This window comes from Pseudomonas sp. ADAK2 TE3594 (assembly GCF_053628675.1).
In genome coordinates this window covers 212586-226476 of record NZ_JBRJGV010000001.1, presented here as the reverse complement: position 1 = coordinate 226476, position 13891 = coordinate 212586, and the positions used below count along the sequence as shown (strand labels likewise).

The 13891-nt window shown below is 57.9% G+C and carries 15 protein-coding genes; 11 read left to right on the top strand and 4 right to left on the bottom strand.

Annotated features, from left to right (window positions below; translation table 11 throughout):
* Positions 1-47 precede the first annotated feature (47 nt).
* The gene (locus AB7M22_RS00990; RefSeq protein WP_008008656.1) at positions 48-653 is read left to right on the top strand and encodes a hypothetical protein; all 606 of its coding nucleotides are present in this window, start codon (positions 48-50) and stop codon (positions 651-653) included.
* A gap of 19 nt (positions 654-672) precedes the next feature.
* Here AB7M22_RS00990 and AB7M22_RS00985 read toward each other — a convergent pair whose 3' ends face one another.
* Positions 673-1632 (bottom strand): MerR family transcriptional regulator, encoded by a 960-nt coding sequence (locus tag AB7M22_RS00985; protein ID WP_454184928.1) that lies wholly within the window; start codon positions 1630-1632, stop codon positions 673-675.
* A gap of 210 nt (positions 1633-1842) precedes the next feature.
* Here AB7M22_RS00985 and AB7M22_RS00980 point away from each other — a divergent pair, with 210 nt between their 5' ends.
* The 7 genes from AB7M22_RS00980 to AB7M22_RS00950 all read left to right on the top strand — a co-directional run bounded on the left by AB7M22_RS00980 (position 1843) and on the right by AB7M22_RS00950 (position 6508).
* Positions 1843-2412: an antibiotic biosynthesis monooxygenase gene (locus AB7M22_RS00980; RefSeq protein WP_454184927.1), complete on the top strand. Its 570-nt coding sequence runs from the start codon at positions 1843-1845 to the stop codon at positions 2410-2412.
* Between the two features lie 175 nt (positions 2413-2587).
* Positions 2588-3298, top strand: coding sequence for a dihydromonapterin reductase (gene folM, locus AB7M22_RS00975; RefSeq protein ID WP_454184926.1), 711 nt, complete (start codon positions 2588-2590; stop codon positions 3296-3298).
* A gap of 22 nt (positions 3299-3320) precedes the next feature.
* Entirely contained in the window at positions 3321-3896 is a 576-nt protein-coding gene (gene folE / locus AB7M22_RS00970; RefSeq protein ID WP_223486202.1) for a GTP cyclohydrolase I FolE, read from the top strand.
* A 2-nt stretch (positions 3897-3898) separates the two neighbouring features.
* A complete protein-coding gene (gene folX / locus AB7M22_RS00965; protein ID WP_007901645.1) occupies positions 3899-4270 on the top strand; it encodes a dihydroneopterin triphosphate 2'-epimerase in 372 nt (123 codons plus the stop codon).
* A gap of 96 nt (positions 4271-4366) precedes the next feature.
* Entirely contained in the window at positions 4367-4663 is a 297-nt protein-coding gene (locus AB7M22_RS00960; RefSeq protein WP_008008651.1) for a DUF1244 domain-containing protein, read from the top strand.
* Positions 4656-4994 carry a HopJ type III effector protein gene (locus tag AB7M22_RS00955; RefSeq protein ID WP_454184925.1) on the top strand — a complete coding sequence of 113 codons (339 nt, stop codon included), beginning with the start codon at positions 4656-4658 and terminating at the stop codon, positions 4992-4994. Before AB7M22_RS00960 ends, AB7M22_RS00955 begins: the two co-directional genes overlap by 8 nt.
* A 263-nt stretch (positions 4995-5257) precedes the next feature.
* Entirely contained in the window at positions 5258-6508 is a 1251-nt protein-coding gene (locus tag AB7M22_RS00950) for a 2-aminoadipate transaminase (protein ID WP_454184924.1), read from the top strand.
* A 182-nt stretch (positions 6509-6690) separates the two neighbouring features.
* Here the strand turns inward: AB7M22_RS00950 and trxB are convergent, their stop codons facing one another.
* Positions 6691-7647, bottom strand: a complete 957-nt coding sequence (gene trxB / locus AB7M22_RS00945; RefSeq protein ID WP_008008648.1) for a thioredoxin-disulfide reductase — start codon at positions 7645-7647, stop codon at positions 6691-6693.
* Between the two features lie 315 nt (positions 7648-7962).
* Between trxB and cysZ the strand changes: the two genes are divergently transcribed.
* From cysZ to AB7M22_RS00930, 3 genes are all read left to right on the top strand, one after another.
* Positions 7963-8721, top strand: a complete 759-nt coding sequence (gene cysZ, locus AB7M22_RS00940; RefSeq protein WP_454184923.1) for a sulfate transporter CysZ — start codon at positions 7963-7965, stop codon at positions 8719-8721.
* A 235-nt stretch (positions 8722-8956) separates the two neighbouring features.
* Complete coding sequence (locus AB7M22_RS00935) at positions 8957-10540, top strand: family 20 glycosylhydrolase (RefSeq protein WP_454184922.1); 1584 nt, start codon at positions 8957-8959, stop codon at positions 10538-10540.
* 108 nt (positions 10541-10648) lie between these two features.
* A complete protein-coding gene (locus AB7M22_RS00930) occupies positions 10649-11848 on the top strand; it encodes a glycosyltransferase family 4 protein (RefSeq protein WP_454184921.1) in 1200 nt (399 codons plus the stop codon).
* 136 nt (positions 11849-11984) lie between these two features.
* On the opposite strand, the gene AB7M22_RS00925 is transcribed toward AB7M22_RS00930, so the two are convergent.
* Positions 11985-13088 (bottom strand): NADH:flavin oxidoreductase, encoded by a 1104-nt coding sequence (locus AB7M22_RS00925; protein WP_008008644.1) that lies wholly within the window; start codon positions 13086-13088, stop codon positions 11985-11987.
* Positions 13089-13312: 224 nt separating this feature from the next.
* Positions 13313-13795, bottom strand: coding sequence for a glutathione peroxidase (locus AB7M22_RS00920; protein WP_454184920.1), 483 nt, complete (start codon positions 13793-13795; stop codon positions 13313-13315).
* Positions 13796-13891 lie beyond the last annotated feature (96 nt).

Here is a 13891-nt window from a genome sequence, read left to right as displayed (position 1 = left end):
TACTACAATCACCGATGACTTTGTAATTATTACTTTCGAGCAAAATCATGCAGCGCGACGCACTCCTGACGCAGGATGAGCTGGATTTTATCCAGAACATGCAACACAACCCGCAGCTCAATGTGCGAGATGCGACGTCGAGCCTGCTCGTCAACGGTGGTTCGCAGATTCGTGATTTGCTCACACGCCTGGCCGCTCATGAACAAGTCACTATCCAGGCCAATTTCGAAAATCAGCAAATGACCTTCCCGCTGCACTTGGTGGAAGATGAATTTCACGCCATGCATCTACGCCTCGGCGTCCCCAGCATCTATGAAGACGGACCGATGATTCGGCCATGGCGTCTGGCGCTCGAAGAACCCGTGGCGCTGGAAAATTCAAAGGGGCAACCCGGCACGATGTGGGTGCACGAAATATCGTTCAAAGGGGTTTTGCTGGAGGTTCGCAACAAGACCAAGGCGCCAAAGCACTTCGCGCTGTGGTTCAGCCCGTCAGGTTATGAGCGGATTGCGTTGCGCGGTACCTTCGAGCGTGAAACCGAGCAGGGTTTCTACGCCTACGAGTTGAGCCAGAGCGACAAGGACGAAACCGAACGGTTGCGTCAGTACATCCTTCAGCAACATCGTCTGACTCATCCTGCACTGCATATCTGATCGTTCTGTCTACCTGCGCTCAGGTATCCAGGTTTCCCGCCAGGAACTGTTTCAGACGCTGGCGCATCAACACTCCCTCGTTTCCCAGACAACCGATCGATGATCCGGCCAGGCTCTCCTCTGCCAGGTCCGACGCATCCCCGACCAGCAACACCTGACAATCCAGGCTCATGGCCAAGCGTTTCAAACGTCTAGGCAGTTCGGCAGCCGGCGCGTGATTGGAAACCAGTATCAGTGCCTTTGGCCTGATTTTCTCGCAGACCAAAATCAACTCGTCGAAGGGCTGACCGATCGCCAACAACTGAATAGCCGAATCGACACTGCTCAGATACAGCGCCGTGACCAGCACATCGAGCTCGCGACATTGATCGGCCAGGGCGCAGACAATCACTCGTCGCGGTTGCATGACACGTACCAGCAGCAGGCGTTGCAACACTCGAGAACGCAGAAAACCATCGAGGAAAAGCCACTCGCTGGTCTGACCGAATGCTTCATGGCGTTGCAGCAATAGCTTCCAGATCGGAATCAGAATGTCCTGAAACACCACTGTCAGCGGGTAACTGGAAAAAATCTGACCGTAGACATGCTCCAGTTGAACTTCGTCAAAAGCACCCACCGCCGCCTTGACCTGCTGCTGCCATTGGTCGTAGTCGGCTTGAACGAGTTCGTTGGGAATGACCTGCGCCAGCACCTTGAGCGGTTCGGTCTTGGCCAGTATCTTGCCGACCTTGCTGACCGCGACGCCGCGTTCGATCCAGCCGAGGATGCTGCGAACACGCTCGATATCGGTCATCGAATACAAACGGTGTCCGCTTTCGGTGCGCGTGGGTTGTATCAAACCGTACCGCCGCTCCCATGCGCGTAGCGTGACCGGGTTGACCCCTGTCAGGCGCGCGACCTCACGAATCGGAAACAGCTCTTCTCGCATCAGCGAGGTGCTGGGGGGCAAGCCAGGTGCAACGTCGGTCAGCACAGGCATTTTGAAATCTACGTCCATGTATAAAATTGGATCCAATTCTAACTCCGCAGCCCCATTAGTGCTCAACATGTTGTTGAACCAATTGGCACAGACGTCCATGGCATAATCAGGAATAATCCTTGCTTGTCTTGAGATGCAGCCCACCACCCCGGCGCTGTGTCTGGCGAAGCTCTTATCCGGAGCGACGCGTTTGCCCTACGGAGATACATAATGTCTACCTCACCCGTCACGCTGATGGTTGCGCGCCGCGTCGCCAATGGGCGTTATCAGGACCTGATGGCCTGGTTGCGCGAAGGCGAACAACTGGCCACCGACTTCCCCGGTTACCTCGGCTCTGGTGTGCTCGCTCCACCGCCCGATGATGACGAATTCCAGATTATCTTTCGCTTCGCCGACGAGCAGACCATGCACGCCTGGGAGCATTCCGCATCGCGCACTGCCTGGCTGGGACGCGGCAGTGATCTGTTTGCCAACCCTTCGGAACATCGGGTCCGTGGCATCGATGGCTGGTTCGGTGCGGTCGGTCAACGTCCACCACGCTGGAAACAGGCCGTGGCCATCTGGCTGGCGTTCTTTCCGGTGTCCCTGTTGTTCAACTTTGTATTGGGGCCGCTGCTGGCTGAAACGGGTTTACTGACCCGCGTGTTTGTCAGCACCCTGTGCCTGACGCCATTGATGGTTTACTTCTTCATTCCGTTGTCGACTCGTCTGCTGTCCGGGTGGCTGCAAACCCCATCGGCACGTCCGTTGCCCGCCGAACCCACCCCCCAAAATCAATAGCCCTCTGTAGGAGCGAGGCTTGCCCGCGAAGAATGATGACGCGGTTTGACCGATAGACCGAGTCGTCTCCTTCGCGGGCAAGCCTCGCTCCTACAAAGGCAAGGCCATCGCAGGACGTAGGTGAACAACTCCCGTCGCTGGTATAGTTTTGCTCTTACCGCGACGTGAGCCGTTCATGACCTCTACCGCAGCCCCAATCCTCATCACCGGTGCCGGCCAGCGTGTCGGCCTGCACTGTGCGCAGCGTTTGCTCGAAGACGGCCATCCGGTCATTTTCAGCTACCGCAGCGAACGGCCGGGTGTGCAAACCCTGCGCGACCTGGGGGCGACCGCTGTGTTTGCGGATTTTTCCAGCGAGTCCGCAATCCTTGCGTTCATCGGCGAACTGAAAAACCACACCGACAGTTTGCGGGCGATTGTCCATAACGCTTCCGAATGGCAGGCAGAAACCCCGGGCACCGAAGCCGCGGCCTTCACCCGCATGTTCAGCGTGCACATGCTGGCGCCTTACCTGATCAACCTGCACTGTGCCGATTTGCTACGGCGTTCAAATCCCGCTGACATCGTACACATCAGTGATGACGTGACCCGCAGGGGCAGCAGCAAGCACATCGGCTACTGCGCCAGCAAAGCCGGGCTCGACAGCCTGACCCTGTCCTTTGCCGCGAAGTACGCACCGGGAATCAAGGTCAACGGTATCGCGCCAGCCCTGCTACTGTTCAATCCCGACGACGACGCGGCGTACCGCGCCAGGGTTCTGGCCAAATCGGCACTGGGCATCGAGCCCGGCAGCGAAGTGATCTACCAGAGCCTGCGCTATTTGCTCGACAACCCTTATGTCACCGGCACGACCCTGACCGTCAACGGCGGACGGCACGTCAAATAAGCCGCTCCCGCGAGGATGTCCCATGACGTTATTCCTGCCTCAGAACACCCTGTCCCAGAGCTATCGCGAGATCCTGATCGGTCTCGGTGAAAACCCCGACCGCGAAGGACTGCAAGACACCCCGGTTCGCGCCGCCAAGGCGATGCAATACCTGTGTCATGGTTACGAGCAAAGTGTCGACGAGATCGTCAACGGCGCGCTGTTCGCCTCAGACAACGATGAAATGATCATCGTCGACAACATCGAGCTGTACTCGCTCTGCGAACATCACATGCTGCCCTTCATCGGCAAGGCCCATGTGGCTTATATTCCAACGGGCAAGGTGCTGGGCCTGTCGAAGATTGCGCGGCTTGTGGATATGTTCGCCCGCCGACTGCAAATCCAGGAAAACCTCACCCGGCAAATCGCCGACGCCGTGCAGCAAGTAACCGACGCCGCCGGTGTCGCGGTGGTCATCGAAGCCCAGCACATGTGCATGATGATGCGCGGCGTCGAAAAACAGAATTCGACCATGAACACCTCGGTAATGCTCGGCGCCTTCCGCGAGTCGAGCAATACCCGCCAGGAGTTCCTGCAATTGATTGGACGGAGCAAGTAGCAATGCCACAACTTCAACCAGGAATGGCACGCATTCGGGTCAAGGACCTGTGTTTGCGAACTTTCATCGGGATCAACGAGGACGAAATCCTCAACAAGCAGGATGTGCTGATCAACCTGACCATCCTGTACGCCGCCCAGGACGCAGTGCGTGACAACGATATCGATCACGCGTTGAATTACCGCACCATTACCAAGGCGATCATTGCCCACGTGGAGGGCAATCGCTTTGCCCTGCTTGAACGCCTGACCCAGGAGTTGCTGGACCTGATCATGGTCAACGAGTCGGTGCTGTACGCCGAAGTCGAAGTCGACAAGCCTCATGCCTTGCGCTTCGCCGAGTCGGTATCGATAACGCTTGCAGCGAGCCGCTAGCTTCAAGCTTCAAGCGCCAAGCTGTAAACTCGAGCCACCGCAATCCATCTTGCAGCTCGAAGCTTGCCGCTTGCAGCTGTCTCGCAGAGACCTCTCATGAACGATCAACAACGCCTGGAACTTGAAGCCGCCGCCTTTCGCCGGCTGGTTGCCCACCTGGACAGCCGCAAGGACGTGCAGAACATCGACCTGATGAACCTCTCGGGTTTCTGCCGCAACTGCCTGTCCAAGTGGTACAAGGCCGCCGCCGACGAACGCCAGATCGACGTCAGCCTCGATGAAGCCCGCGAAGTGGTCTACGGCATGCCGTACGCCGAGTGGAAAGCCCAATACCAGAACGAAGCCAGCGCCGACCAGCAAGCGGCGTTCGCCAAAGGAAAACCCAATGAGTGATTTGAACACCCTGCGCGCCAGCCTCAAGAGCGGCGAACACGCTTTCGCCGATACCTTGGCATTCATCGCAGCCGGTTACGACTATCAGCCCCAATCGTTCAATAACGGTGGTGTGGAAAACGCCGCCGGGCAGAACGAAGGTTCGTGCAAGACCCTGGGTCTGGCATTGCTCGAAGGCTTCAGTGATGAAGAAGCGCTGTTAGCGTTTGGCGAGCATTACCGTTCGGTGGTGGCCACGCCTGAAGGCAGCGACCACGGCAATATCCGCGCGTTGATTGCCCATGGGTTGGCCGGTGTGAAGTTCTCGCAGCAGCCGCTGACTCGTCGCTGATTCGCGAAAGATCAACATCAAAAGATCGCAGCCTTCGGCAGCTCCTACAGAATTTGTGTCCGCCCGATACTTCATGGGTGTACGCGATTCCAACGTAGGAGCTGCCGAAGGCTGCGATCTTTTGATCTTTTGATCTTTTGCCATTCATCCCTTACCGCACATCCCGACTTTTAATATTGACCCGGCAACTTTATTTCGTTTGCCGGGCACCTCTGCTCGCGGCTTAGATAAAAGAAGCATCCCTTCTTCTGAGTCCGGTATCCATGAGCAGCGAAAACATCAGTCGGTCAATCAACATCGTTCATCCCGTCACGCTCAGCCACGGTAAAAATGCCGAGGTCTGGGATACCGATGGCAAACGCTACATCGACTTTGTCGGTGGTATCGGCGTGCTGAACCTCGGCCATTGCCACCCGCGCATCGTCGAGGCCATTCGCGAACAAGCCACCCGGCTGACCCACTACGCGTTCAACGCCGCCCCGCATGTGACTTACCTCGAACTGATGGATCGCCTGACGGCGTTTATTCCGGTGGATTACCCGGTCAGCGGCATGCTTACCAACAGCGGTGCGGAAGCGGCGGAAAACGCCCTGAAGATCGTCCGTGGCGCCACCGGTCGCACGGCAGTCATCGCCTTCGACGGCGCCTTCCACGGTCGCACACTCGCCACCCTCAACCTCAACGGCAAAGTCGCGCCCTACAAGCAGAAAGTCGGTGTGCTACCGGGGCCAGTGTTTCACCTGCCCTTCCCCAGCAAAGACAATGACGTGACCTGCGCCGAGGCCCTGAAGGCGATGGATCGGCTGTTCAGCGTCGAGATCGACGTTGATGACGTGGCCTGTTTTATCGTCGAACCGGTGCAGGGTGAAGCGGGCTTCCTGGCGATGGACGTGGAATTCGCCCAGACGCTACGACGCTTCTGTGATGACAAAGGCATCCTGTTGATCGCCGATGAAATCCAGTCCGGCTTCGGCCGTACCGGCCAGCGGTTTGCGTTCTCGCGACTGGGCATTGAGCCGGACCTGATCCTGCTGGGCAAAAGCATTGCCGGCGGCGTGCCGCTGGGTGCGGTTGTCGGGCGCAAGTCACTACTCGATAACTTGCCCAAGGGCGGATTGGGCGGCACCTACTCGGGCAACCCCATCGCCTGCGCCGCCGCGTTGGCGACCTTGGACGAAATGACTGACGCGCATCTGCACGCCTGGGGTATGCAACAGGAAGAGACGATTGTCAGCCGCTACGAATCCTGGCGAGCCCGCGAACTGTCACCGTATCTGGGTCGCTTGACCGGGGTCGGGGCAATGCGCGGCATCGAGCTGATCAACGCCGACGGTACACCGGCTTCGGCGCAGTTGACGCAGCTGCTGGCCCTCGCGCGCGACTCGGGCTTGCTGCTGATGCCCAGCGGCAGATCGCGGCACATCATTCGGCTGCTCGCGCCTTTAACTACAGAGGCGGCAGTGCTGGAGGAAGGGCTGGATATCCTTGAGGCGTGCCTCGCGAAGCTGACTTGACCTCAAAGTCCACACAGTCCATGTGGGAGCGAGCCTGCTCGCGATAGCGATTTACCATTCAATCTTGATGTCGACTGATACACCGCTATCGCGAGCAGGCTCGCTCCCACAGGTACTTTGATCGGCAACAAATCGCACGCACAAAAAAACCGGCCGAAGCCGGTTTTTTGCTTTCTACAGAATCAAGCGTTCTGCAGATCGTCGAGGTAACGCTCGGCATCCAGTGCCGCCATGCAACCGGCACCGGCAGAGGTGATGGCCTGACGGTAAACGTGGTCAGCCACGTCACCGGCGGCGAAGATGCCTTCGAGGTTGGTTGCAGTGGCGTTGCCATCACGGCCGCCCTGCACAACCAGATAGCCGTCTTTCAACGTCAGCTGACCTTCGAACAACGAAGTGTTCGGGGTGTGGCCGATGGCGATGAACACGCCGTCGACTTTCAGCTCGTCGAAGCTGCCATCGTTGTTCTTCAGGCGAGCACCGGTCACGCCCATGTTGTCGCCCAGCACTTCGTCCAGGGTCGAGTTCAGCTTCAGGATGATCTTGCCTTCGGCAACCCGGGCATTGAGCTTGTCGATCAGGATCTTCTCGGCGCGGAACGTTTCGCGACGGTGGATCAAGGTGACGGTGCTGGCGATGTTGGCCAGGTACAGGGCTTCTTCCACAGCAGTATTACCACCACCCACCACAGCCACGGGCTTGTTGCGATAGAAGAAGCCGTCACACGTCGCACAGGCCGAAACGCCTTTGCCCATGAACGTTTCTTCCGACGGCAGGCCGAGGTAGCGGGCGCTGGCGCCGGTAGCGATGATCAATGCGTCGCAGGTGTAAGTCGCGCTGTCGCCAATCAGGGTGTAGGGCTTGGCGGCGAAGTCCACGGCATTGATGTGATCGAACACGATCTCGGTTTCAAAGCGCTCGGCGTGCTCTTTCATCCGCTCCATCAGCGCCGGGCCGGTCAGGCCGTGGACGTCGCCCGGCCAGTTGTCGACTTCGGTGGTGGTGGTCAGTTGACCGCCGGCCTGCATGCCGGTGATCAACAGTGGCTTGAGGTTGGCACGGGCGGCATAGACCGCGGCGCTGTAACCGGCAGGGCCGGAACCGAGAATAATCACTCGCGAATGACGAACTTCAGACATGACCTGCTCCTGTTGACCGCGCCCGAAACACTGGGCGCGGAACGCCGGATTGCCGGCGGGAATAAAAAAGGACCGTTGAAAGCACTTGGGGAAGGCTTGGGCTCGACAGTCCTGTAAAAGAATGGGTGCAGCGTATCGAGGGGGCGAAGATTAAGGAAATACGGTTTAACAATCCAGCTCATAGGCGGTCTCTATCCCATTGCAGTGAATATATAGACGCCTTTGTTACAGTTAATGTCGATGCCGCTACCGCGCTTTCGCCTGTCAGGCAAAGCCGGTAAGGTCGGCGCGTTTCCCCTTTGCTCGGAGCACGTTATGCCCGCCCCCGTTCTGTCTGGCCCGCAATACCTGCGCGAGGGCCTCAAGCTGGTCCTGAGCCCAAGCCTGCGCTTGTTTGTGTTGTTGCCGTTGGCGATCAACCTGGTGCTGTTCGTCGGATTGATCTATTTGGCTGGCCATCAGTTCAGTATGTGGGTCGATACGCTGATGCCGTCCCTGCCTGATTGGCTGAGCTTCCTCAGCTACATCCTCTGGCCGATATTCGTCGTGTTGGTGGTGTTGATGGTGTTCTTCACCTTCACCATGCTGGCCAACGTTATCGCCGCGCCATTCAATGGCTTCCTGGCGGAGAAAGTCGAAGTGGTAGTGCGCGGCACCGACGACTTCCCGACCTTCAGCTGGGGCGAACTGATCGCCATGATCCCGCGCACCCTGTCCCGGGAAATGCGCAAACTAGGCTACTTCCTGCCCAGGGCCATCGGCCTGTTCATCCTGTCGTTCATCCCGGTGGTCAACATCATCGCCGCGCCGCTGTGGCTGCTGTTCGGGGTATGGATGATGGCGATCCAGTACATCGATTACCCGGCGGATAACCACAAACTGGGCTGGAACGAAATGCTCGCCTGGCTGCGGCAGAAGCGCTGGCAGAGCCTCGGCTTCGGCGGGAGCGTGTATCTGGTGTTGCTGATTCCGGTGGTCAACATTCTGATGATGCCGGCGGCCGTGGCCGGGGCGACGCTGTTCTGGGTGCGTGAGCGTGGCGCGGAAAATCTGGTGACACGATCTGCTGATTAGAGCTCGGCTTTAAGCACAGGGGTGCTACCTCGTGAGAGTCTCATCCCTGTTTCCCGGGCCTTCAATCCAACAGGACCGTTGCTCTGTTTTAGCCACCGCCCTTTTCTTACCTGTTACTTCTGACAGTAGCCAGCCGCCAGCGCCAGGTATTCAATAAGTCTTCGGGCTCAGTCATGTCAAAAACCTTCAAGTAGTCAGGGTTGAGTGACGCCCTCGACTTTTGGAGATCAGACCGATGACAACAGCTGCAGAAAGCCACAATGCCCACTGTGAAAATGAGCGCTTCCCATGGCTCAGCATGAGTCCATCCGTACTCCACGCTGAGCCTCATGCAGGATTTTCTGAGCCTCATGCAGGATTTGTAGTCAGTGCGAGCACGCGAATACTTATTGACGATGAGCGTCTTCGAACTTTGGCAACACGCTTGGCATTCGGCTTCACGGGTGCAGCCGAACTCACACAACCACCAGCAATCGTACTGAGGTCGGAAGGTATCCCTCCGGCGGGTGATGGCGATGTAGTGTTAACACTGTCCACTCCAGATACCGCAGATACACCTATCCCTGCCAATGGTGAAGGCGAGGTCTACCGGATCGATATCACTCGCTCCATTCGCGTCACCGCGCAAAATCCGGGAGCCATGGCCCGTGCGCTGACGACCCTGCATAAAGCGGTTCGGGTATCCAAGGTGCTTGACCCTGGCGTAGTGATCGACGCCCCCGTCTATGCCGAACGCTCGATGATGATTGATATGGGGCGTCGGCAGTTCAGTCCTGAGTGGGTGATCCGTCTGATTCAGGAAATGGCGTGGAACCAGCTCAACACACTGCATCTACACCTGACCGACAATGAGGGGGTAAGGGTAATGTTCCCTTCCTTCCCGGACATTTCCAGCGATGATGCCTGGAGTGCAGCAGATCTGAAGCGCGTGCTCGACACCGCCGCCGCTTATCATGTCCAGGTTATTCCAGAGCTGGATATGCCTGGGCACATGGACTGGATATTGCGCGACAGACCAGAGTTTCAACTCAAGCTCAGTAACGGTACCGTTGTCTCGAAAGCCCTCGACTTCAGCATCCCCGCCGCCCGGGACTTTCTGAAAACACTGTTCTGCGACCTATTGGATATGTTTCCAGACAGTCGATATGTCCATTTGGGGGCAGACGAATACTTTCTAAGTCCGATCACCCCGAACAACACGCCCCAATTGGCTCAATACGCCCGTGAAGCTTCAGGTAATCCAGCAGCTGACTCCGAGGATGCCGTCAGGTACTTCGTTAATGAACTGGCGGATTTCGTAAGGGTGAAAGGCAAAATCGCCCGGGTCTGGAACGATGGAGCCGTACAAAAAAATCAAATCATCGCCTTGGACAAACGCGTTCAAATCGAATGCTGGAGCATCTGGGGCAGCGTGAAAAACCTTATGAACGTGCAGGAGTTGGTGGATGCCGGCTATACCGTGACCAACGCCCACGGTGACTTCTACTTCGTTATCAACAAAACCTGGGACAACCTCTTCCACGCCAAACATTCGCCTCATGGCATTTATGATGTCTGGCGAGCCAACCGCTTCATGGACAAGGCAGGAGGTGCTTTCACCGAAATTCCTGCGCAAAGTCCGGCGATGGCGGGGGCAGGCATCCAATTGTGGATCGAGAAGCCGGAGTTCAGTTCGCCCGAGGAAATGTGGACTCAGCTGAAATCGTGGTTACTGCCATTGGGGCAGCGCACCTGGGACTCGCCGAACGCCCCGATCGACCATAAGTCACGGTCGTGTATCGCCCGCGCCGTAGCCCATCCACCGCCAGTGCCGTGGTGATAGCGGAGCCCTTGAGTTCAAGGGTTACTGAGCGATGTCCGATGAACACAAATCGTCACCGCCAGGTATCTCGTCACAAATCCATCATCCCACCGTCACAATGACGACATGGCCTCAGCCGACACTGAGGTCATGACGACAGCTCTGCATATCACCCTGATCACCGAAACCTTCCCTCCGGAAATCAACGGCGTGGCCAATACCCTTGGCCGCTTGTTCGATGGTTTGCGCGCGCGCGGGCATCAGGTGGAGTTGGTGCGGCCACGTCAGGGTGGCGACCCGCTCATGGGCAGCAATGATGAGTTGCTGTTGTGTCGAGGCTGGCCGTTGCCGGGTTATCCCGGCCTGCAATGGGGTCAGTCGTCGATGCACAAGTTGCTGCGGCGCTGGAAACGCCATCGTCCGGACGTGTTGTACATCGCCACTGAAGGACCGCTGGGGTTATCCGCATTGCGCGCGGCGCGGCGCTTGGGGATTTCGGTGGTCAGCGGCTTTCATACCAATTTTCAGCAGTACTCCAGCCAGTACGGCCTCGGGCTGCTGACGCGCTTGCTGACTCACTACCTGCGCTGGTTTCACAATCGCTCGACCCTGACCCTGGTGCCCAGCGCCAGCCAGCGACTGGAACTGGAACGCCGCAGTTTCGAGCGCCTGGCGCTGCTCTCTCGAGGTGTCGACAGCCAGTTGTTTCATCCGGCCAAACGGTTGAAATCGCTGCGCGAGCAATGGGGACTGGCCGAGGATGATATTGCTTTCATCCACGTAGGACGCTTGGCCCAGGAGAAGAATCTTGGCTTGCTCAAGCGCAGTTTCGACACGCTGAAAATGACTTATCCACAGCGAAAAATGAAATTGATTGTGGTCGGTGATGGTCCGCAAAGATCGATGCTGGAGAAGGAATTACCCGAGGCGATTTTCTGCGGCTCACAACGCGGCGAAGCCTTGGCCAGTCACTATGCGTCGGGGGATGTGTTTCTGTTTCCAAGCCTGACCGAAACCTTCGGCAATGTGGTGCTTGAGGCATTGGCCTCGGGGCTGGGGGTGGTCGCTTACGATCAGGCTGCGGCGGCCCAGCATATTCGCCATGGCTACAACGGCGTACTGGCCATGCCCGGGGATGAAGAGGCGTTCTGCGATGCCGCACGTTGGCTGCTGGAGGAGCGAGAAACTTTGCGCTGCGTGCGCCTTAATGCGCGCCAGCATGCGAGTCGTCAGGGTTGGGCGGCGATTATCGAGCAGTTCGAGGGGCAGTTGCGGGGGGCTTGTGTCGGGGAGCAGGTGGTGCCAAATGCACCGACCATGCCCTGAGATCTCTGGTGATATCGAGTCAGTCATCGCGGGCAAGCCCGCTCCCACAGTGTTCCGGGGTGTTCACAGATCATGTGACCACCACAAAACCTTGTGGGAGCGGGCTTGCCCGCGATGGGGCCCTTCCAGGCTCAGCTTAAACCAGCGTCATCAACGCTTCACGGCTGAACGGCAGAATGTCCTGCTCACGACCGTCCCGCACTTTCTGCGCCCAGTCCGGGTCCACCAGCAATGCACGACCCACTGCCACCAGATCGAACTCATCGTTATTCAACCGCTCCAGCAGTTTTTCCAGGCTGGCCGGTTGCGCAATCTTGTCGGTGTTGACCATGAATTGCAGGAACTCACCGTCCAGGCCGACGCTGCCGACGGTGATGGTTGGCTTGCCCGTGAGCTTGCGGGTCCAACCGGCCAGGTTCAGCTCGGAACCGTCGAACTCCGGCTCCCAGAAACGTCGCGTCGAGCAGTGGAAAATGTCCACGCCAGCATCGGACAATGGCTTGAGGAACTCACCCAAGGCTTCCGGGGTTTGCACCAAACGTGCGGTGTAGTCCTGCTGCTTCCACTGGGAGAAACGGAAGATGATCGGGAAACCCTCGCCGACCGCTGCACGCACCGCCTGAATCAGTTCGATGGCGAAGCGCGAACGGTTCGCCAGGCTGCCACCGTATTCGTCAGTGCGCTGATTGCTGCCTTCCCAGAAAAACTGGTCCACCAGATAACCGTGGGCACCGTGGATTTCCACGCCGTCCATGCCAATGCTCTGAGCGTCTTTGGCAGCCTGGGCGAACGCGGCGATCACGTCCTGGATATCTTCCTTGGTCATGCCGTGAACCACGACCTGACCGTCCTTCAATTTTTCTGACGGGCCGTAACCCGGCACGCTGGCATCCGGCTCTGTGCCGATGCGGCGCACGCTGCCTACATGCCACAGTTGCGGAACGATTTTCCCGCCCTCGGCATGCACCGCATCGACGACTTTCTTCCAGCCGGCCAATGCCGCTTCACCATAGAAGTGCGGCACGTTCGGATAGCCGTTGGAGGCCTTGTGACCGACGGTGGTGCCTTCGGTGATGATCAGCCCAACCCCGGCAGCGGCGCGACGACGGTAGTACTCGATCACTTTGGAATTGGGCACGCCGCCCGGCGAAAACGAGCGAGTCATCGGCGCCATGACGACGCGGGTCGGCAACTCGAGAGCGCCTAGGTGAAAAGGTTTGAACAGGGCTTTGACGGGCATGGGACGCTCCACGGGATAGACTTTATGACGGCGATAATATGGAGACTGCCAAGCCTTGAACAGCACTATTGATTTAAGTGATTAAGGATCAAAAGACAGAAAACATTGTAGGAGCGAGCGGTGCGGCGATCCGACTTGCCCGCGAAGGCGTCATATCATTCAACATTGATATCGACTGATATGACGCCTTCGCGGGCAAGCCTCGCTCCTACACAGAGGGGATGTCAGCCCAGCGCTTTTTCGATCGCCTGGATGACAGAGTGATCATCCGGCGCCGTTCGAGGCGAGAACCGCGCCAGCACACGACCATCCTTGCCCAGCAGGAATTTTTCGAAGTTCCAGGTGATGTCGCCCGGGAATTCCGCGCCTTCGCCCGCCAGCAGACGATACAACTGATGACGTTCATGACCGTTGACTTCCAGCTTGCTGGACAACGGAAAGGTCACGCCATAGTTGAGGCTGCAGAATGCCTGGATCTCTTGCTCGGTGCCCGGTTCCTGCCCGGCAAACTGGTTGCACGGTAAGCCCAGCACACTGAACCCCTTGTCCTTGTATTGCTGGTAGAGGTTTTCCAGCGCCGCGTACTGTGGGGTCAAACCACATTTGGAGGCAACGTTGACCACCAGCACGACACGCCCCTTGAAGGGCGCCAAAGGTAGCTCCTGACCATCCAGGGCTGTCAGTTTAAGGTCGTGAAAAGCACTCATGACGAACTCCAAATTCCAGTGTTCTTCTCAAAACAGCCACTTGGCGGTGCCATCAAGGACAGCCGCGGACTAAAAAGGCGCCCTCGGGCGCCTCTC

What these genes read in the sequence shown, in the direction of transcription:
- folM (WP_454184926.1), top strand. Translation starts at nt 2,588, where the DNA reads ATGACCTCTACCGCAGCCCCAATCCTCATCACCGGTGCCGGCCAGCGT.
- AB7M22_RS00990 (WP_008008656.1), top strand. Translation starts at nt 48, where the DNA reads ATGCAGCGCGACGCACTCCTGACGCAGGATGAGCTGGATTTTATCCAG.
- AB7M22_RS00935 (WP_454184922.1), top strand. Translation starts at nt 8,957, where the DNA reads ATGACAACAGCTGCAGAAAGCCACAATGCCCACTGTGAAAATGAGCGC.
- AB7M22_RS00980 (WP_454184927.1), top strand. Translation starts at nt 1,843, where the DNA reads ATGTCTACCTCACCCGTCACGCTGATGGTTGCGCGCCGCGTCGCCAAT.
- folX (WP_007901645.1), top strand. Translation starts at nt 3,899, where the DNA reads ATGCCACAACTTCAACCAGGAATGGCACGCATTCGGGTCAAGGACCTG.
- AB7M22_RS00930 (WP_454184921.1), top strand. Translation starts at nt 10,649, where the DNA reads ATGGCCTCAGCCGACACTGAGGTCATGACGACAGCTCTGCATATCACC.
- cysZ (WP_454184923.1), top strand. Translation starts at nt 7,963, where the DNA reads ATGCCCGCCCCCGTTCTGTCTGGCCCGCAATACCTGCGCGAGGGCCTC.
- AB7M22_RS00920 (WP_454184920.1), bottom strand. Translation starts at nt 13,795, where the DNA reads ATGAGTGCTTTTCACGACCTTAAACTGACAGCCCTGGATGGTCAGGAG.
- AB7M22_RS00960 (WP_008008651.1), top strand. Translation starts at nt 4,367, where the DNA reads ATGAACGATCAACAACGCCTGGAACTTGAAGCCGCCGCCTTTCGCCGG.
- folE (WP_223486202.1), top strand. Translation starts at nt 3,321, where the DNA reads ATGACGTTATTCCTGCCTCAGAACACCCTGTCCCAGAGCTATCGCGAG.
- AB7M22_RS00955 (WP_454184925.1), top strand. Translation starts at nt 4,656, where the DNA reads ATGAGTGATTTGAACACCCTGCGCGCCAGCCTCAAGAGCGGCGAACAC.
- AB7M22_RS00985 (WP_454184928.1), bottom strand. Translation starts at nt 1,632, where the DNA reads ATGCCTGTGCTGACCGACGTTGCACCTGGCTTGCCCCCCAGCACCTCG.
- AB7M22_RS00925 (WP_008008644.1), bottom strand. Translation starts at nt 13,088, where the DNA reads ATGCCCGTCAAAGCCCTGTTCAAACCTTTTCACCTAGGCGCTCTCGAG.
- AB7M22_RS00950 (WP_454184924.1), top strand. Translation starts at nt 5,258, where the DNA reads ATGAGCAGCGAAAACATCAGTCGGTCAATCAACATCGTTCATCCCGTC.
- trxB (WP_008008648.1), bottom strand. Translation starts at nt 7,647, where the DNA reads ATGTCTGAAGTTCGTCATTCGCGAGTGATTATTCTCGGTTCCGGCCCT.